The 18,268-nt window shown below is 59.6% G+C and carries 13 protein-coding genes and 8 pseudogenes; 6 read left to right on the top strand and 15 right to left on the bottom strand.

The features are described from left to right. A pseudogene (locus tag GA0061098_RS46755) lies at window positions 1-163 on the bottom strand (IS5/IS1182 family transposase); the annotation flags it as partial. A 284-nt stretch (window positions 164-447) separates the two neighbouring features. On the opposite strand from GA0061098_RS46755, the pseudogene GA0061098_RS42130 reads away from it, so the two are divergent. Next, a pseudogene (locus GA0061098_RS42130) lies at window positions 448-1,135 on the top strand (IS256 family transposase); the annotation flags it as partial. A gap of 50 nt (window positions 1,136-1,185) precedes the next feature. Here the strand turns inward: GA0061098_RS42130 and GA0061098_RS47640 are convergent. After that, window positions 1,186-1,590, bottom strand: coding sequence for an ATP-binding protein (locus GA0061098_RS47640; RefSeq protein ID WP_430649303.1), 405 nt, complete (start codon window positions 1,588-1,590; stop codon window positions 1,186-1,188). A gap of 156 nt (window positions 1,591-1,746) precedes the next feature. On the opposite strand from GA0061098_RS47640, the pseudogene GA0061098_RS45805 reads away from it, so the two are divergent. Together GA0061098_RS45805 and GA0061098_RS47160 are read left to right on the top strand one after the other, a co-directional pair. Beyond that, window positions 1,747-2,332, top strand: a pseudogene (locus GA0061098_RS45805) (IS21 family transposase); the annotation flags it as partial. Window positions 2,333-2,644: 312 nt separating this feature from the next. Continuing rightward, window positions 2,645-2,878, top strand: a pseudogene (locus tag GA0061098_RS47160) (ATP-binding protein); the annotation flags it as partial. A 174-nt stretch (window positions 2,879-3,052) separates the two neighbouring features. Here GA0061098_RS47160 and GA0061098_RS46750 read toward each other — a convergent pair. The 3 genes and pseudogenes from GA0061098_RS46750 to GA0061098_RS47630 form a co-directional block, all read right to left on the bottom strand. After that, window positions 3,053-3,253: pseudogene (locus tag GA0061098_RS46750) on the bottom strand (ATP-binding protein); the annotation flags it as partial. Window positions 3,254-3,297: 44 nt separating this feature from the next. Continuing rightward, window positions 3,298-3,735: a Mu transposase domain-containing protein gene (locus tag GA0061098_RS47635; protein WP_430649302.1), complete on the bottom strand. Its 438-nt coding sequence runs from the start codon at window positions 3,733-3,735 to the stop codon at window positions 3,298-3,300. Between the two features lie 24 nt (window positions 3,736-3,759). After that, complete coding sequence (locus tag GA0061098_RS47630) at window positions 3,760-4,014, bottom strand: DDE-type integrase/transposase/recombinase (protein WP_091967771.1); 255 nt, start codon at window positions 4,012-4,014, stop codon at window positions 3,760-3,762. A 714-nt stretch (window positions 4,015-4,728) separates the two neighbouring features. Here GA0061098_RS47630 and GA0061098_RS45505 point away from each other — a divergent pair. Then, window positions 4,729-5,393, top strand: a pseudogene (locus GA0061098_RS45505) (IS5 family transposase); the annotation flags it as partial. A gap of 294 nt (window positions 5,394-5,687) precedes the next feature. On the opposite strand, the gene GA0061098_RS42090 reads toward GA0061098_RS45505, so the two are convergent. The 4 genes from GA0061098_RS42090 to GA0061098_RS42070 form a co-directional block, all read right to left on the bottom strand. Continuing rightward, window positions 5,688-6,389, bottom strand: a complete 702-nt coding sequence (locus tag GA0061098_RS42090) for an aspartate/glutamate racemase family protein (RefSeq protein WP_091967765.1) — start codon at window positions 6,387-6,389, stop codon at window positions 5,688-5,690. A gap of 679 nt (window positions 6,390-7,068) precedes the next feature. Beyond that, window positions 7,069-7,947: an acyl-CoA thioesterase II gene (gene tesB / locus GA0061098_RS42080; RefSeq protein ID WP_091967759.1), complete on the bottom strand. Its 879-nt coding sequence runs from the start codon at window positions 7,945-7,947 to the stop codon at window positions 7,069-7,071. Between the two features lie 73 nt (window positions 7,948-8,020). After that, on the bottom strand, window positions 8,021-9,049 hold the full coding sequence (locus GA0061098_RS42075) for a 3-hydroxyacyl-CoA dehydrogenase NAD-binding domain-containing protein (RefSeq protein WP_245323980.1): 1,029 nt from the start codon (window positions 9,047-9,049) through the stop codon (window positions 8,021-8,023). Between the two features lie 76 nt (window positions 9,050-9,125). After that, complete coding sequence (locus GA0061098_RS42070) at window positions 9,126-9,968, bottom strand: beta-keto acid cleavage family enzyme (RefSeq protein WP_245323979.1); 843 nt, start codon at window positions 9,966-9,968, stop codon at window positions 9,126-9,128. A 16-nt stretch (window positions 9,969-9,984) separates the two neighbouring features. On the opposite strand from GA0061098_RS42070, the gene GA0061098_RS44485 reads away from it, so the two are divergent. Beyond that, window positions 9,985-10,296 carry a hypothetical protein gene (locus GA0061098_RS44485; protein ID WP_165637962.1) on the top strand — a complete coding sequence of 104 codons (312 nt, stop codon included), beginning with the start codon at window positions 9,985-9,987 and terminating at the stop codon, window positions 10,294-10,296. Here the strand turns inward: GA0061098_RS44485 and GA0061098_RS46740 are convergent. From GA0061098_RS46740 to GA0061098_RS42040, 5 genes and pseudogenes are all read right to left on the bottom strand, one after another. Then, window positions 10,292-10,761, bottom strand: a pseudogene (locus GA0061098_RS46740) (transposase); the annotation flags it as partial. The gene GA0061098_RS44485 and the pseudogene GA0061098_RS46740 overlap by 5 nt on opposite strands. A 1,013-nt stretch (window positions 10,762-11,774) precedes the next feature. Further along, window positions 11,775-12,602 (bottom strand): ABC transporter permease, encoded by an 828-nt coding sequence (locus GA0061098_RS42055; protein ID WP_091967777.1) that lies wholly within the window; start codon window positions 12,600-12,602, stop codon window positions 11,775-11,777. Between the two features lie 5 nt (window positions 12,603-12,607). Beyond that, entirely contained in the window at window positions 12,608-13,858 is a 1,251-nt protein-coding gene (locus GA0061098_RS42050) for an ABC transporter permease (protein WP_091967746.1), read from the bottom strand. A gap of 76 nt (window positions 13,859-13,934) precedes the next feature. Then, complete coding sequence (locus GA0061098_RS42045; protein ID WP_245323978.1) at window positions 13,935-14,993, bottom strand: ABC transporter substrate-binding protein; 1,059 nt, start codon at window positions 14,991-14,993, stop codon at window positions 13,935-13,937. A 101-nt stretch (window positions 14,994-15,094) separates the two neighbouring features. Beyond that, window positions 15,095-16,189, bottom strand: a complete 1,095-nt coding sequence (locus GA0061098_RS42040) for an ABC transporter ATP-binding protein (protein WP_091967743.1) — start codon at window positions 16,187-16,189, stop codon at window positions 15,095-15,097. Window positions 16,190-17,333: 1,144 nt separating this feature from the next. On the opposite strand from GA0061098_RS42040, the pseudogene GA0061098_RS42035 reads away from it, so the two are divergent. Beyond that, window positions 17,334-17,724, top strand: a pseudogene (locus tag GA0061098_RS42035) (helix-turn-helix domain-containing protein); the annotation flags it as partial. 307 nt (window positions 17,725-18,031) lie between these two features. Here GA0061098_RS42035 and GA0061098_RS42030 read toward each other — a convergent pair. Further along, on the bottom strand, window positions 18,032-18,268 hold a 237-nt coding region (locus tag GA0061098_RS42030; RefSeq protein WP_165637964.1), incomplete at its 5' end, for an ATP-binding protein.

Below are 18,268 nucleotides of genomic sequence, written 5' to 3'. Positions count from 1 at the left end.
CAGGCTGCCCCAACCCTGTTTGGCAGACCGAACTAAAGCGCTCATCCAGAAACTTCCAGTCGATCAGCGCCGCCAACCGCACCAGCGGGTGACCCAAGTCGATGATCTGATCGAGTGCCGGAAGCAGCAGGTCTTTCTGGCGATCGTCCCGCGGTTTGCTCATCGCCTTCCCCAATGCCGATGACCCGACATCAGGGAATCACGAATCGCCCAAAAGCAAAATCCCAAAACGCAGGAAAACGAGGTCCAGCACCCCACTTTCCTGCAAAATCGAATACTACATCAAGACCAATTCTGCTTACTTCTCAGACCGATCCGTATTCTTCACGGACGACTACTCGAATGAGAGAGGGAGCGACGATCCGCTTGCGCCTGTATTGACGCCCGAAGTGGACCAGCTGTGCGGGGCCGCCTGCGGTATGAGCGCAGCCCGGCCCGGCAGCGCTGGCAGGCAGCTACGAGCGAACGCTGCACACCACGGCGGGCGACGTCAATCTGAAGGTCCCGAAGCTACGGCGGCAAACCTTCGAGACGGCGATTATCGAGCGCTACCGGAGGCGGGAGAGCTCGGTCGAGGAGGCGCTGATCGAGATGTATCTGGCCGGGATTTCGGTTCGGCGGGTCGAAGACATCACGGAGGCGCTGTGGGGCACCCGGGTCAGCCCGAGTACAGTGTCGAACCTGAACAAGAAGATCTATACCAACATCGAGGCGTGGCGGAATCGCTGGATCGAAGGCGAGCATCCGTATCTCTACCTCTACGGCATCGTGATGAAGCGCGCAGCTGGGCTGGTGAGGTTCGCAATGTCTCGCTGCTGATGGCCTCGGCGGTCAATGCCGAGGGGTTCCGGGAGATCCTCGGCATCTGTGAGGGCACCAAGGAGGACAAATCCGGCTGGTCATCGTTTCTACGGCATCTCGTCGATCGCAGTCTCAGGGGCGTGCATTTGGTGGTCCGATGCGTGCCGAGGTCTTGTCGAAAGCGTTGCGGACGACGCTCGCCTACTATGCCTTTCCGGACATCCACAGGCGAAAGATTCGAACGAACAATCCGCTCGAGCGCATCATGAAGGAGATCCGGCGACGAACCCATGTCGTCGGTGCCTTTCCTGACGGTCAATCCTGTCTCAACTTGGCGGCGGCCCGGCTGCGGCACATTGCCGGAACGGCTTGGTCGACCAAACGCTACATGAACGTGACCGCTCTATCAGCCACAACTCTCCGAAACCGGAGCCGTCGCCTGATCAAAAGTGCGAAACATTCTGGACTGTACCGAGGTATGGCATCAGCGAAAGTTGGGTCATTTGTGAGCTCGTGCCATTTGGCAATTGGAAGCTGGCTATTGACGAGTGTTGACCGACGGCCGTAGCGAGCTTCGAGGAGTTCCAGCAGATTTTTGACGGGCATTAGCGCCGATGGTTTGGAGGCGCCCCAATCGCCCAAATTGAGGCAATCGACGGCGGCGATGCTCTTCATCCGCGAGGGGAGTCGGCCACCGCCGCGGGCAAGGTCCAGCTCTTCGATCAATCGCAGCAGCCGGGTGTAAGTACTGGTTGGTTGTCCGGGCAGGCCTTGTGGCCGAGTGCACAAGCAAGCCAGCTTTTCCCGAGCGGGTTGGCCCGACAATGGCGCAATTCTCCCCCGACGGTCGGTCAAAATCCCCGGGTGAGGTCACCCTCAAACTCCCCACCTGATTCCGCCTGGCTGGGCGGCTGATCGGCCGCAAAAGCGCGTAGCAAGACGTTTATTATCGTCCCCTTTCAGGGAAGAGGGGACGGGGAGTTGAATGTCTTGAAGCCGCATCTGCAGAGCACTGTATTTACGTTACTGGAGCGCCGGACGAGCCAACGCCAGGGATCGGCTGCAAGACGATCGAGCGCTACTACCAGGCGATTTTCGCGTCCGGGCGAGCGGCGGAGGCAAATTCCCCCGGGTGACCGCCGGCTCCGAGGCCGCCGATAGGCAAACTCCCCCACCTCCGCGACCGGGGCTATCGGAGTGAAGGTGGTCGCCCGGACGTTTGATTTCGCCCGCTCAGCCTGTGAACCAGATCGGGAATGGATCGACAGCAGGTCCGTCTGAAGCGCAATGCGCAGGCGATCTATCAGGATCTGGTTGACCAGTTCGGCTTCACTGCCAGCTACGAGAGCGTCAAGCGTTTCGTGCGTGCCCTGCGCCATATCGATCCCAAACAGTTTGACCGTCTCAAGTTTGCCCCCGGCGAGGAAGCCAGGTCGATTATGGCGAAGCCGCGCTGCCCCGTGATCCAAAGAGCGGTCGTTACCGCCGGCCGCGCCTGCTCGTGATGACCCTGCGCTACTCGCGGCGCAGCTGCTACCAGCAATCCGGGCTCGACGAGAAGGTCACTCTCGCGGAGTTCGACTAGTCCTTCAATCCCAAACTGCCGCGTCAGGCCTGCTCACACGCTGAAGTTTGTCGCCGCCGGTGAAAACGCACTGCTGATTGGCAAGCCAGGCACTTGGAAAATCGCATGTGGCCAAGGCCGTCGCCTACCAGGCCATCCTGCAAGGCCACAAGGTCCAGTATCTCGAGGCCGATGACTTCTTCGACCGCTATGGTTTAGCCCCGCCGCTCAGCGCGAAGCTCGACTGCGGAGCATCTTTGACCGCGATCTGCTTGGGGCTTGACAATCTGTTCCTCGCTCGCACCATCCCCGACGAAGCTGGCGCTTTTGCTGCAGAATCTGATCCATCAGCGCTACAAATTGCACCGCGGCGTCATCGTCACGTCCAGCCGCATCATGCAGGATTGGGGCGCTTATCTCCCCGGCAACACCAAGAGCACGACCATCCTGGACCGCCTCATGCACCATTGCCATCTGCTCGAGTTCGACGGCCGCTGCTACCGCCTCAAGGAAGCCGCCGAAGCTCTTGCACGCAAAACCGCAGTCAACCAAAATAACCTCTCGTCCTGCTCCACAAGTGGGGAGTTTGCGCGACCACAGGTGGGAGAATTTGAATTGACCGTCCGGGTTCTCATGGTTCTTGATCCAGTCTCCCTTGAGCAGCATGTCGAACAAGCGGCGGTCGAGCCCACGGGGAGCGCGGTAGTCGATATCCTCCAGCACGGCATGATGACGCAGCTTTTCCTTGCGAAGACGAAGCGCCAGAGGCGCCAGGCGCCGGTTGTTACGCCAAGTCACCCCATCGTCCAGCAGCGACGCCAGCCATTGGGCGTGAGCGAGACCCTGGACCTCCTCGTTGTCGGCGAGGAGCCTGAAGGCCTCGGCCATGCCGGTAAGGCCGAGCCGGGTAAGCAGGTGGAGTGTGGGGTGTGTCAGCATTGCCTTCCCTTAGTGGTAATAATCCGAACCTCCGATGTTGGTCGGTCTGATTCGGTCGACCAGAGCCGCAGCATCAGGCCAATCCGGGTTGCCTCGTTGCGGATCTTTGCGGTTGTCCACTCGCCAGAGCGCTGGTGGCTGGAAGGCATGTTGGCGCTGATCGTGGTGTGCCGTCCGTTGCTGCCGCCCGCGCATATGCGCCGCGAGACGCTCGCCCCAAGGAAGATTTCAACCGTTCGCGCACAGATCCGTGCTTCGACCTCCTGACGGGCGAAGCGGTAGGACACCGAGTGGTAGTGTCGTTCGATCTCGACGTGATAGTCGAGCCCGACCCGGCATCGGCGCCATTCGGCATGGACCCACGGCTCGCCAGGAAGCGGTAAGATTCGGCGCGTCAAGCTCCTCGAACAGCTGGCGCCGTGTGCGACCATACTGTCGCAGCACCCGTCGGTCATCTAGCTTGGCCAGCCACTCGGCGATCCCACCGTTGAGTTCGGCCAGGCTGTAAAAAGTGCGGTGCGCAGCGGCTTCAGCAGCCAGCGCTCGAGGATTCCGACGCAGGCCTCGACCTTTGCCTTATCTCTCGGGCGCCGTGGCCGTGCCGGCAAAATCGCCGTGCCGTAATGCTGCGCCATATCGCCGTAGCTGCGGCTGACCATAGGGTCGTAGAGGCAGGCCTTGATCACCGCGACCTTGGTGTTGTCGGGCACCAGGAGTTGCGTTCGCGCCGCAAAGAAAACTGAACGCCGCGTTATGGCCCGCGATCCAGTCCGCGCGCGTCGAGAGCCCGACGTCAAGGCTCAACTCACAATCTCGCGCACCTGACGCATGATAACCCTCATCGTCGGCATCCAATTCTCCAAGCTGTTTCCAACCGGAGAAATGGCCCAACGATCAGGCTCACACCATCCCAAACTGCGGGCGATCAAATCGGAATGCTGCGCGGACAGTGTTCGGAATGCTGCGCGCGATCATTTCGGAACCGCGCGCGCCACCAAATCGGTACGGTGTGCGCGATGACCTCGGAACCGGCATTCCAGCGAACCATCGTCGTCTCACCCTGGTCGTTGCGCGCGTCAATGTAATGTAAGCCTTTGACCCTGGTCTCTTCCATCTCGTATGACCGCCATCGCCTGCCAGCCGATCGACGCAGGCGCGGACAGAGGGAAGTGAGCGCCAAACTCCTGTGTCACGCAATACAATTCGTAGATGTCGATTTCGCGGTCACCAATATATCAATGCAACGCTCCGGCTGTCCGAGCTCTCGGTTGATTGCCTGAGACTGTCGAGCCAGCGAATGCTTTCCTTCTCAATCGGAACGCGGGGCGGGTTACTCTTCTTGAGCTGCGCCGTGCGTTTGAGCTTTCTCGTATCCAGAACTTCACCGCCGCCAATTCCAGCGGCAGGCCCTCGACAGTCACGGCGACGATCGACGCGTTATCAGCGGTATCATTCACATGCTTCAGTGCGGCGCACGCTGGCGCGATTGCCCGCCCGACTATGGTCCGTACACGACGATCTACAATCGTTTCAATCGCTGGGCCAAGCGCGGACATTGGCGGGCGATCTTTGAAGCGCTCGCCCGCTGCGGCAAAGACGGCGTGACTTTGTCCATCGACTCCACCACGATCAAAGCGCATCGCTCGGCGAGCGGCGGAAAAGGGGGGAGCATGAACAAGCGATCGGCCGTTCGCGCGGCGGGCGGACCACGAAAATCCACGCGCTGAGCGACCCTGACTGCAGACCTTGCGCATTTCATCTCACTCCAGGCCAGGACGCTGATATTGCCGCAGCGCCAGCCCTTTTGGAACTCGCGCCACCCATGTCTGCCCTCATTGGCGACAAAGGGTACGACGGCGACGGCTTTCGAGCCGAAATCGTCGATCGTGGTGCCAAGCCCGTCATTCCAAACAAATCCAACAGGGTCACTCTCCACAGCTTCAGCAAACGCGCCTACAAGGGGCGCAACGTCATCGAGCGCTGTTTCTGCCGCCTCAAGGATTTCAGGCGTGTCGCAACTCGCTACGACAAACTAGCCAGGAACTTCTTGGCTGCCGTCCATCTCGCCGCCATCGTTGCCTATTGGATCAATGAGTCCGAGCCCACTGATACTATCGAAGCTGGCCGGCACGCTCCGTGGCTCTTAACTATTGGAGTCATAGAGCGCTAGTGCGGTCATGATACCTATCGCTTTATTGCGCGGACACGTCTCTCCGAGAAATGGAGAAGAGAATAAATAAGCATGGGTAGGTCCACGACCGCGCTGATGCGATCTTGATATCGGATCATGAATCCGCGGTACGTTGTGCGCATTCGTGCAAAGGCTCGACAGTCGTCTGCACGGATGCCGTGATCGCGATCATCGGCTGTCACCAATTTTGCTCTAAGTCCGCAAGACGGATGCTGCCGCCATGCGTGTAATGGTGTCGATGCCGTAGAGAGGTAGATTCGTGATCCGACGAACCGCCGGTGCCGTTCGCAGAAAAGACGTGCACTCAAATAGGAATGCGCCGATTTGAGAATGCTCGACGCGCAGCCGCTCGACACACGCGATTACCGCATTTGTGAGCAACTCGTCGCTCGCCGGCCGGATCGGGCGCTCAACCCACATTCTCCATACTTCGCTGTCCTCTATACCACCGATGACGAGCCTTGAGAGGTCGCCCGGGTCCCGAACCACGAGCAAATCTTCACTCAGCTGACTCGCATTGGCTGTCAAGATGGCGAGCTTGGTGGACTTTGGCAGTTGGCGCAAAAGCGTTGGGATAAGGAGAAGACTTGACATCGCGACTGGAACATTAACGGCGGAGGCTACGGCCGTTTGATAACGAAGTGTGAAGCCGCAGTCCGAGCAAATCGCAACGGCCCCCCGATCAACCAGCCGCCTGGCCGCAGCAACGTAGGCATCGGCAAGTGCAGGATCACCGTGGACGACCCTTTCGGTCCAAGCTCCTTCGGCGGTCTCCGAAATCACAGGCATGCCGATCCAAGTCGAATCCATGTATCCACCGGGAACAGGATCGGTCGGTGGCCGGCCGAATTCGAGACGCAAAATTCCGAGGGCGGGTGACGGTTGCGATTCCATGACGTACCTCTTTCAGATCATGCGCCACAAAGAGCGAAGTCTCTCGGCCGGAATAAGTTATCGCGCAATGATTGGCGAAATCCTGCGTGTGCGCCTTGTCGCCGAAGAATTACTGCGACTGAACGCGCGCGCGGATTGACCGGGCATCTTGTATAAGCGTCGCCATCTCTCGCAGATCCGACAGACGTGCGACATAGATGCTGTCGCCGGCGCTCGATGTGCCGCAGTCGAGAGTGGCGAGCTCTGGCTTTAGTTTGCCTGCGTGCTCGGCCACGTCCATGTGACCGCTGATATGAAACCAAAGAGTCCGAACAAGACGGCGAGTGAACATGAGCCTCATCAGAGCTTTTTGCCGCGCTGTCAGCACAATGTACGATCGCCAAATCTGAGGGAGCGCGGCGGCAAATCGCGGGACACCGAAAGGGGCAGGCCTAGCCTATCACTTGCGTGCTCGGTGCTCTAGACTAGGTGCCTGCGCGAACGCAGTACTGATGCGATCGTGCAGGAAAGCCGCATACTTGCAGTTCAGCGAGTGACTGGCATTCCGGTTTTTGATTTGCACATGTTGGTCGAGTTTGCGATATCCGCGACTTTCGGAAGCGCATTTAAGACAAGAGAAACGCCCGAGAGGACCGGACCGTCGTTGCAGTTCTCGAATTGCTAGCTCTGCTGCCTTGGCTCAGGTCCGTACACGGATCAATCCTTCCTGGGCCGCCGAGGCGACGAGGCGTCCATCCCGCGTGAAGAACCGGCCGCGCGTGAGGCCGCGGGCACCGCTCGCCGACGGACTGTCCATCACGAAGAGGAGCCACTCGTCCATCCGGAACGGGCGGTGAAACCAGACGGCGTGGTCCAGGCTGGTGGACTGCATGTCGCGCGTGGCCCAGGTCAGAGCGTGCGGCCGCAGAGACGTGGGCAACAGGTTCAAATCCGACACATAGGCGAGCAGCGCGCGGTGCAAGGTCGGACGATCGGGGAGCATGCCCAGGGCACGGTACCAGATGCCTAGCAGGGGTGGCTTTGATTCGGGGGCGAGGATGTCCACGGGATCTACGGGACGAATCTCGATCGCACGTTCTAGCGACAATTCCATGCGAGCCGCCTTCGGCATTCTGTCCATGTACTTGCGAGCAATCTCAGCCTGCGACGGGAGACCCTTAGGACCGGGCATCTGTGGCATAAGGTCTTGATGCTCAAGTCCGGCTTCATCACGCTGGAAAGAGGCTGTCAATGTGAACACGGTCTGGCCGTCCTGGATCGCGTCCACACGCCTCGTGGCGAAGCTCTTACCGTCACAGATACGTTCCACCTCGTAAGTGATCGGCTTGCGCTCGTCGCCGTATCGCAGGAAATACCCGTGCAGCGAATATGCGGCCTGGTCTTCCCGGACCGTCTGCTGTGCAGATGCGAGGGCTTGAGCGACGAACTGTCCACCGAACACGTAGCCCCACTTCATGTCGAGGCTACGACCGTAGAACCGATCTGTGTCGATGCGTTCGGGCTCGAGGAACTCAAGCACTTGTTCCAACGACACAGCTGAATCGTCTTGCCCGATCATGTATGAATTAGGAAGCGTGAATGAATCTGACGATTCGCTGTTGCAGCTTGGTCATCGTAACACATCTTCCACGTCAGCGAGCTGGAGGCACGCGTTTGCGCAGCGACTGCTCCCAGCGTGCGAGCGTCGCGCCCGCCCCGCAGTTCTGTGCGCGTAGAGCCTGCAGCACTCCGATGAGGCCATCGTCGAGCATCTCTTGGTAGCCGGCGATAGTCATGTTCTCGTTCGAAATTAACAGGTCTGCCTGCTCCGACATCTTGTCCACAAAGGCGTCCGTGTACTCCGGCCTGGCCAGCCTCGGGTCATTGTTGGTCCCCGACCCACTCGCATGCTGCAGGTAGCCGCGCATGCTGGTATGACCGCTGCCGATCAAGTAGGTCATAATCGGCCCTAGCACCGGTCGCCGCAGTCCGAAGGAGTAACGGACAGCGTCATCGATTTCCTGAATGGTGGCCCGGCCTTCCTGCACCAGAAACAGGGCCTCGCGCCAAGCCGCGCCCTGCAGCCGGTTAGCAATAAAGCCGTAGACTTCCTTGCGGACCACGAGCGGGTGCATCCCCACCGCACGGTAGACCTCCGCCGCCCGCGCCAGCATCTCTGGAGCCGTCCGCTCTCCAGCACAGAGCTCCACCAGCGGGACCAGATACACGGGTTGGAACGGGTGCGCGACAACCAGACGCTCGGGGCGAGGCATTTCTACCTGAAGCAACGACGGCTGCAACATTGACGTCGAGGAGCAGATGAGGGTTTCAGGCGCTGCGGCCCGGCACGCCTCCGCCAGTAGTTTCTGTTTGAGCTCAAGGCGCTCGGGTGCGTTCTCCTGTACAAACTTCACGCCGCGAACCGCGTCAGCGACTGACTCAACCACGGTCAGCGAGCCTTCAGCAGGTAGCGGGACATCCGTGAGCCGCCGGAATGCTCTACGCGCCCTTTCAAGTCTTAGGTGTACGCCTTCGACGACGTTCGGCGCGGGGTCGTACAGCCGAACATCGACTCCATTGAGCATGAAGCGGGCTGCCCACCCGCCGCCAATAACCCCCCCACCCAGCAGCCCGACCGTTTCTGGCAGCCCCTCCGACGTGGACCTTGAATTTTCGGACATGAACTTTCCCTTTCCGCAAATGAGCCCGTCAGTGGAGCAACAATTCGGGGCCATATAGATGAAGCAATGCTGGAATTCAGTGTGGTCGTCCACCCTTCACAAGGCCGAGAATTTTCCGGGCTTCGGCAGGGGTGGCGACGCTGGCGCCCATACGTTCGATGATGCCAACCGCGTTCTCGACGAGCCCGGCGTTGGATGCCAGCACGCCACGTCGAAGATAGATGTTGTCTTCCAATCCAACTCGGACATGTCCGCCCAGCGCCACCAGCTGTGCGACTGCAGGCATTTCGTCGGCACCGCAGCCGAACCCAGCCCAGATGGCGGCTGAGGGCAAAATATCTCTCATCGCCTGCATAACAATCGGCACAGCGGGAGCCCCATACCCGGTGCTGAGACAGAACTGGAAAAGCGCCGGGCCGTCAATTTTGCCTTCCGATATCAGCTTTTTGGCAATTTCAATGTGGCCAAGTTCGAAGCATTCGAGCTCGGGCTTGACGCCGGCTTCTCGCATAAGCGTCGCCATCTCGCGCAAATCGGACATCCGCCCAACATACACGCTTTCCCCGGCGCTATACGTGCAGCAATCCAATGTGGCAAGCTCTGGCCGAAGTTTAATTGCGTGAATACAGCGCCCCATGGGACTCTTCAGAGTGGTCGCTTTGCCGATAGTTACAGGTTCAAAAGAATCAAGCGTCAGGCTTCCATCCATTCCACACGTCAAGTTTATGATGACATCCGTGGCCGAGTCACGAAGCTTCTTGACGACCTGTTCATAGAGCTCAAACCGGTTCGAGGGGGCTCCGGTCTCCGGCTCGCGGACGTGAATATGAACGATCGCAGCTCCAGCTTTCGCAGCTTCCAGTGCCGCCTCTGCAATTTGTGTCGGCGTCTTGGGAATGTTTGGATGCTTCGCAAGCACCGCGGAACTCCCACCAGTGACTGCGCAAGTGACGATGATTTTTCGCGACGGCATCAAGAACTCCTATATTGAAGTGGGGTTCAACCTGCTGGGCCGCCCCCGTGACCGCACAGATGATGAACGCCTCGGAGATCATTCACCTCTCCTCTCGGTGGCCAGTCTCAAGCCGAGCCAAGTCAGTGATGAGTTTCATCTTGAGCAAATAGTACTGGGCCCGAGCATCCGATCGCAGCAATATCACCTGTCGCAGCGCATTAATTCTGCGACAAAGACTCAAGACGTGAAGCTTTTGTCCAACTTTGGCCCTGACCCGAGCAAGCCGCGATAGGCGGCTCGCCAGCCTTCGGCTTGACGCGCTTCAGCGAGCCGCGATCAGCATGCCATCGATACCGAGAAGTGATCGCTCGATAGAATCTTTCTCACCTTGAGCTACGCCAGCAACTTCCCTGCAATGGCCCTTCCAGCAGCCGGTCGCGTTTCTTGGAAGACCGAATCGTCGAAGACGGCATCGTCAACGCCGATTCCGACGAACCAGCGGAACGGGAGATCGTATTCCAGCCGCTGCAGCAGCAGCTGCTCGGAGCGGACCGGGTAAAACGCTTGCAGCAGCATCTCCCGGGGATCGACGGCCGTCCAATCAGCGAATAGAGTGCGGCGAACTCGCGCTCCAGGGTAACGCCTCCTTCACGATCGTCCCGGATCGTCCGCAGCGGATGATTACTCGCACCCGCGCCTTTAGGTCAACGTAGCTGAAGAACTCGCCGTTCGATTGTCGCCGCGGCGCACGCACCATCTCCGAATCTCGTCGGAGCCAATGAACCACGGTGACCGATCGGTGGCGAGCACCTTCTTAAACACTGATAGCCTCGATGCGAGCATCGATATCCTCAGTGTCCTTGCATGGCAGATGCGCGACGGTCGTCAAATCTCAAAAATATCCTACTTAGCTGACCCATAGCTTCTACACATCATTTTATGCTCGAGCAGCTGATCTTGCCCAATTTCGCTGTCGGGGACGTCAGGGACTCCCGGAGAGCGGCAACTGATAATCCGGCGGAGGCGACATTGCGCGTAGGATCCGTTTCTCTTCCTTCGGCGGCTTCAAATTCCGACCGCTCCTGGCCTACCATTCGGCGATCGACGTCCACGTACTGCTGATCTGGGTGCCGGCCGGAGGGATCCTCTGTGCGCGCGATTTTCGACGGCACGGTGCCCCGCGGTAAGCGCGCTTGGTGGATCGCCTCATGGTGAATCCGCCGGCGAACATCGACGTGCTTCTGTTGGTAGTTGCGAACTTGGCAGGGCGCAAGCCTTGCCGGAGCGAGGCTGCTCTTGAGCATGAGTTCGCGGAGCTCTTCCGCCGAAGGCGCGGACGCGTTTTCGTGGCGTGGTCGGCCCAAAACGTCGATCGCACCGTGAGCCTTTACCACGCATGTCTGAGGACCGACCGCACGCTCGTGATTGATCTATACACCGAAGAGGTCCTTAGCGCGCTAAGCCGCTACGGGCGGCTTCCGCAGCCTGGGTGGCTCGAACCTCAAAGTTGCCTTCAAGCGAGTCATGCCCGCATGTACCGCCATCGGCAGCAGGGCGAGATGCTGTCCGAGTTCGCTCGCAGCGGGCTCGCGGCTGCTCGTACATCTCGGAACGTGGACGTCGAGCCACTGTTTCGACCGAAGCGATGAAATTCCGAGTCATCCTTCGATAGTCCCGACTGATCTTCGGACCATGCAGGGCGAGCCTTCGCGGATATGAACAGAGACCTTCAGAGCTGGGGTCGGGTCTCACAACATGCCACCGGAAAGGTCAGGTATTGCGGATCCCGCGCAGCCGCTGCGAACGTCGGCGGAGCAACTCGACAGTGCTGAGCATAGAAATGGAGAACAGGATCAACACGGTAGCGGCGGCAACAATGGTCGGACTGATCTGCTCGCGGATGCCGGAAAACATGACCATAGGCAAGGTGCGCTGCTCGGGGCTGGCGACAAAAAGCGCGACCACCACCTCGTCGAAGGAGGCAAGAAATGCGAAGAGTGCACCGGAGACCATGCCGGGTAGAATGAGCGGCAGCATGATCTTGAAGAAGACGGAGATCGGCGGCGCGCCGAGTCCGGCTGCTGCACGAGTGAGTGAATAATCGAAACTTACTAGAGTTGCGGACACGGCGATGACGACGAACGGTGTTGCCAGCGTGGTGTGAGCAAGGATCAGCCCCGTATAGCTGTTGAGCAGCCCAATATCGGCATAGAAGAAATACACGGCTACCGCGGTTATGACGACCGGGACGACCATGGGCAAGATCAATAGACTCATCACCAGCTTGCGCCACGGGAAGTTCGGGCGACTGAGCCCGAGCGCGGCCAGCGTGCCCAGCGCGGTCGACAGCAGTGTGACCGACACCGCGATGAAGAGAGATTTGTGCAGCGCGCCTTGCCAACGGTCTGTTAGGATTTCCTCGTACCAGCGTAGCGACAGCCCTGACATCGGATAGGTGAAGAAGGATACAGAATTAACGGACAGCGGGATGATCGCAAGGATCGGCGCGATTAGAAACAACAGCACCGCCAGGCAGATCAGCCAGTGCAAATAGTACCAGCTCTTCTCTATCGGAGAGGCATAGGCGAAAGCGGCCATCGTTCTCATCCCATCTTAAGCCGGTCGACGCCAACCAGCTTGTTGAAAACATAATAGAGCAGCAGCGTCGCGGTGAGCAGGATGGCGCCCAGGGCCGAGGCCATACCCCAGTTGAGGTCCTCGTTCGTGTAGAGTGCGACGAAGTGGCCGACCATCTGATCGGTGGCTCCCCCGACAAGCTCGGGGGTGACGTAGTAGCCCAGGCACAGAATGAAAGTCAGCAGACAGCCGGCGGCGACTCCCGGTAAGGTTTGGGGGAAGTAGACTTTCCAGAATGCGTAGAACGGGCCGGCGCCTAGCGAGCGGGCGGCGCGGACATGGGTGGTTGGGATCGTCTTCATCACGCTGTAGATCGGCAGAAGGGTGAAGGGCAGCTGGATATGAGTCATGGCCACCATCGTGCCGACCCGGTTGAAGATGAGCTCCACAGGTTGCGATGTGACATGCAGCGCCATCAGCACGTCGTTGACAATGCCGTGATCCTGCAGGAGCACGACCCAGGCCGTGGTGCGCACTAACAACGAGGTCCAGAACGGCAGCACGATCATGATCATCAGCAGATTGCTCGTCTTGGGCGGCAATGTCGCCAGGAGATAAGCCACCGGAAAGCCCAGCAGCAGGGTCGCGGCGGTCACGCTGATGCTGATGCCAAGCGTGCGCAAGAAGACATTGCGGAAGAACGCGCTTTCCGGCGGCGAGGCGACGATCTGGCTTTCGGGACCATATTGGTAATCGACCGAACGCAGTAGGTAATAGGCCGTATAGGCCGAGTGGCCACGTTTGAGCAAGCTCCAGACGTCACGCTGACCCCAAAGCGGACTGATCTCGATCAGCGCCGCCTTGTAGGGGCCGGCGGAAAGCGTGATCGCCTTGCGGGCACTCGACGTCACTTGGCCGCCGGCGCCGGGCAGCTCATAGTTTATCCGCTTAGCGATCATGCCCGTGATCTTCTGCGCCCACGCTTGCTTAAGATCTTTGGCGAGAGCGGCATAGACGCGCTCGTCGGGCAGGTCTTTGCCGTCCCAAACGCTTAGCGCTGCGGAGGTCTGCGGCATGAGCGTCAACAGCGTTTCGTCATGGATCGCGTTGAACATCATCCGACCGATCGGTAAGACGAAGGCGACCAGGATGAACAGCAGGAGCGGCAGGACAAGGGTGAAAGCCTTCAGCTTGCGCCAGCGCTCGACCTGTTGCAGCTTGATTCGTAACGGCATACCGTCTGGACTGCCGGCGATTTGGACTGTCATCGTCGCCATCGGCTCCTCAAATTCTCTCAGATCGTCCGTTCGAGGCGGCGAGGAGAACGGAAATCCTCATCGCCGCTCCTTTTTCCTACTTCGCGAGCCAGGAGGTAAAGCGCTGGCGCAGATCATCACCATTCTCAATATAGAAAATGTTGTCGGCATGCAGAGCGATGGCATCACGCTCCGGCGTATTTGGAAGGTCGGCCAGCACCGCGGGATCGACAAGCGCTAACGCATCCTTGTTGCTGGGCCCGTAGGGGATGTAGCGCGTCAGGTCGGCCTGCGGTTGAGGGGAGCCGCCGAACGCGAGGAACTTGTAGGCGTCGTCCAGGCGCGGACTGCCCTTGGGAATCACCCAGTAGTCCCAACCCTGCGCCGCCGCGTCCCACATAATTTCGAAATGCTTGCCCGACTCCTTGACGGCATTGGTGATGCGGCCATTGTAGGCGGCGGTCATGAGAACCTGACCATCGGCGAGTAGCTGTGGCGCCTGGGCGCCGGCCGTCCACCAGACAACGTCCTTCTTGATCGTGTCGAGCTTTCTGAATGCTCGGTCAACGCCCTCCGGCGTGCGGAGGACCTTGTAGACATCGTTAATCGGCACTCCGTCGGCGACCAGCGCCCATTCGAGATTGGGGACGGGCCCCTTCGAAAGTCCGCGCTTGCCGGGAAATTTCTTCGTGTCGAACAGATCAGAGATGGACTTCGGACCGTTCGGCAGCTTGTCCTTGTCATATGCGACGATCACGGCACTGACCTGAACCGGCACCCCGCAGTCATATTTGCCGACGTCTCCGAATTTGGCCCGGTCGAGGCTGAGCTTCTTCCAGTCGATAGTCTCGAGAAGACCCTGGGCGCACATTGTCCAAGCGGTTGTCCCAGAGGCGTCGAGCACATCCCAACTCACGGTCTTGGAGTCGACCATGGCACGGACCTTCGCGATCTCGCCGCTGTACTCGCCTTCAGTGATCTTGATCCCGCTCGCCTTAGTGAAGGGCTCGAAAACGGCCTTGCGCAGGCTGGCCTGCAGGGCGCCGCCCCACGAGACGATCGTCAGCTGATCGCCCGCAAAGGCGAGTTTCGCTGAAGCAAGCGTACCCGCCGCTTGGCCGAAAACGGCCAAGGCAACCATCAGTGTCTTCCTCATCCTCTGCTCTCCCCCTCTTTGGTGTTATGCCATCCCCAGTATGGGGGCCGGCGCTGCAGAAAACCTGACCACCGCTTTCGCGGCCGCGGCTCGCACCATCGTCATGACGCGTCGAGCGCCCGACAATCCTCCGTTTTCCAGCCGATCGTGATCACTGTGCCCGACTCAAGCTGGACGATGCCTTCCGAATTCGGCAGCTTGATCACAAAATCATCATGGCCGCAGACCGAGGCCCGGACACGCACGTGGTCGCCTAGATAGATCACCTCAGCAACTCGCGCGCTGAAGACATTTGGGAACGAGCCCGGCGCTGGATTCAGCTTTACTCGCTCGGGCCTCAACGACAATACAGTGGGCCGACCAACCACCTCAACATTGACGGCAAGCGCCTGCACGTCGGCCGCACCTGGAATCTCCACCTTGCAGGTCTCACCATTCATCGCGGCGACCTTGCCGCGCAACTGGTTGTTTTCGCCGACGAACTGAGCAACGAAGGCGTTCTGCGGCCGCTCATACAGCTCGGCGGGCGCGGCGACCTGCTGGACGACCCCGTCGTTGAACACCGCTATGCGGTCGGACATAGTCAGCGCCTCGCCCTGGTCATGCGTCACATAGACCACGGTGACACCGAGATTCTCGTGGATATGCTTGATCTCAAGCTGCATCTGCTCGCGCAGCTGCTTGTCCAGCGCACCGAGCGGCTCGTCCATCAGCACAAGCTTGGGATCGAAGACGAGAGCGCGGGCAAGCGCGACGCGCTGCTGCTGGCCTCCGGAAAGCTGGCCGGGCCGGCGCTTACCATGGGCGCCGAGCCTGACCATGTCGAGCACTCGCTTGATCTTGGCCTCGATCTCGGCCTTACCGAGCTTGCGAACCTTAAGTGGGAAGACGAGGTTCTCCTCCACCGTCATATGCGGAAAAAGCGCGTAGTTCTGAAACACCATGCCAATGTCGCGCTTGTGCGGAGGCATGTTGTCGATCGAGCGCCCCTCTAGAAGGATGGTGCCCTGGGTGGGGACCTCGAAGCCAGCAAGCATCATGAGCGTCGTCGTCTTGCCGGAGCCGGAGGGCCCTAACATTGTCAAGAACTCCCCCCGGGGGATCTCCAAGTTGAGATTCTTAACGACCAGCGTTTCGCCGTCGTAGGTCTTCTGGATGTCGGAAAACTTCACAAAGGCATTTTTCGCGTCCGGCATCGCCCCACTCGCCCCCCGCGCCGATGGGCCGCTGGCGACTACCAAACCACGATTTACTTTGTTGACGGCCAAATGTCGCATTCCTTCCCCATCTGCGCTTGACTCTCCGAGCTTGGAGCCGACAGAAGATTCATTTTCACGGAAATATTATCGATGACGAAAGCCGAATTTCATTGATTTGCGCGCTCACGTAGTCGAAACCCTGCGCCGACTCGCCAGAGTCCGCGGATTCCTGTTCATTACAACCACAGAGGCGATCTGGGGCTTTTAAACGATGAAGCACGCGAACCCTTGGCCGATCTCACTGGCAGGTCGAGCGATCGAGGTGTTCCTAAACTCCGGAAGCAGAAATCCCCTCTGGTCCCGATCACCTGCAAATGCGCGTGGCGCTCAGAGCGCGATCCGATTTCCGTTCGCGGAGGAGAAGGTAGGAACGCGCTGGACGTGCGGCGCGAAACACAAACTTGCGAAGGTTCTGCGCATTCGAGCGGGACCTTGGGCGACATGAGTCATCGTGTAATGTGTGGCTGCTTCCTCGGGCCGGCTGAGCGGCACACCTTCCTGTTGTCGAGCAAAGAAAGGAAACAGCCGTGAAGCACTATGCCGGAATGGATCTGTCAATGATGGAGACGTCGCATGTCTGCGTCGTCGATGCCGATGGACGCAATGTCGGGGCACAATGCGTGGACAGCACGCCCGAACGATCGCTGTGGCCTTGGAGGGCCATGGTCCCATTGAACACGCAGTGTTCGACACCGGCAGGATGATTCCGTCAGTCGCGCGGGTGCTGCGCGAACCGGACGCCTCGAAAAACCGGTGGCCCATGATGACGGCGCGGAATGATTTACCGCCTGGGTGCGACAGCTGAGGCAGAGATAGCAACATCTTTGATGATCTTTCAGCCGCTACGAGGGGCTAAGCGCGGCAGCGCGCTCCAGCGTGAGTATCATCTGGTGCACCGAGGGCGGGCTGTCGCGGCAATATTCTTGCATTGTCGGCTTCAACCGGCGGCCTGCGGTACAGGCGCGTATAGAGGTGAATGTAGGCCAGATACTGCCCCTGTTTGGGCGTCAAGCTTTTTGCAGCGGGACTCACGCCTGCCATCCGACTCAGCTGTTCATCCATGCCTCACGAGGAGGCTGGGATGAATGTACGCTATTGGGTCGAATTGAGCCAAATCAAGCGCGCCGAACTCACAGCGCTTTTGAGCGGCGGAAAGCACGCCGCACGCGAGCTCAAGCGGGCGCAGATTCTCCTGGCCACCGATGCCGGCGCCGGTGACGATGAGATCGTACGGAGCGTCGGCGTGAGCGGCTCGACCGTCTACCGGACCAAACGCCGCTTCGTGCTCGGCAACCTGGAGGCGGCGCTGAGCAAGGAGGCGCGCCCCGGAGCCGAGCTCAAGCTCAGCGGCAACGAGGAGGCGCGGCTGGTTGCGACAGGCTGCTCAAATCCGCCCAAAGGCCGTGCCTGTTGGACCCTGGAGCTGTTGGCGGGCGAGTTGGTCAGGCTTACTGATCACGCCAACTTCTCTTGGGAATCGAGCGTGGTCAAGGCCGCCAGCCGCCGAAGGCGGTGGCGCATGCGGATTCCGATGATCGCGCGCAGCTATTCCAATCTGATGCCGCGCAGCATTCCAATCTGATCGCGCGCATGTGAAGCCCCCGATCGTTAAAGGCAATTGGCACTATCGGTAGCCCGTGGTCAAGCGGCGGCCGAAGAGATCACGTCTGGCGTCACTCGATGGAGCGAAGCTGACTGGACGCGCACCCCCAACAGTGCCGTAGCGGCCGGTCAGCTTCGCGGGCTGCAGTCCCGGTCTTCATCGGGCCGACGATGTAATCAAGCTCGAGGAAGAACCGGCGGGCGACGCATGGAGTCACCGTTCAGTTCGAGCCTGTGAGCATTGTGAAGCAACCGATCAAGTATGGCATCAGCGTAGGTTGGGTCATTTATGAGCTCATGCCATTTGCCAATTGGAAGCTGACTGGTGACGAGTGTTGATCGACGGCCGTAGCGGTCCTCAAGGATTTCGAGCAGATGATGCCGGGCATTGGCGTCGATGGCCTGGAGGCCCCA

The organism is Bradyrhizobium shewense (assembly GCF_900094605.1).
GTDB lineage: Bacteria > Pseudomonadota > Alphaproteobacteria > Rhizobiales > Xanthobacteraceae > Bradyrhizobium > Bradyrhizobium shewense.
This window is presented reverse-complemented; position numbering and strand designations above follow the sequence as displayed.

Excerpts from the sequence above, each read along its gene's own strand:
- GA0061098_RS42055 (WP_091967777.1), bottom strand. The coding sequence starts at position 12,602 with ATGGCCGCTTTCGCCTATGCCTCTCCGATAGAGAAGAGCTGGTACTAT.
- tesB (WP_091967759.1), bottom strand. The coding sequence starts at position 7,947 with ATGATCGGGCAAGACGATTCAGCTGTGTCGTTGGAACAAGTGCTTGAG.
- GA0061098_RS42075 (WP_245323980.1), bottom strand. The coding sequence starts at position 9,049 with ATGTCCGAAAATTCAAGGTCCACGTCGGAGGGGCTGCCAGAAACGGTC.
- GA0061098_RS42045 (WP_245323978.1), bottom strand. The coding sequence starts at position 14,993 with ATGAGGAAGACACTGATGGTTGCCTTGGCCGTTTTCGGCCAAGCGGCG.
- GA0061098_RS42090 (WP_091967765.1), bottom strand. The coding sequence starts at position 6,389 with ATGGAATCGCAACCGTCACCCGCCCTCGGAATTTTGCGTCTCGAATTC.
- GA0061098_RS42050 (WP_091967746.1), bottom strand. The coding sequence starts at position 13,858 with ATGGCGACGATGACAGTCCAAATCGCCGGCAGTCCAGACGGTATGCCG.
- GA0061098_RS42040 (WP_091967743.1), bottom strand. The coding sequence starts at position 16,189 with ATGCCGGACGCGAAAAATGCCTTTGTGAAGTTTTCCGACATCCAGAAG.
- GA0061098_RS47635 (WP_430649302.1), bottom strand. The coding sequence starts at position 3,735 with ATGGTCGCACACGGCGCCAGCTGTTCGAGGAGCTTGACGCGCCGAATC.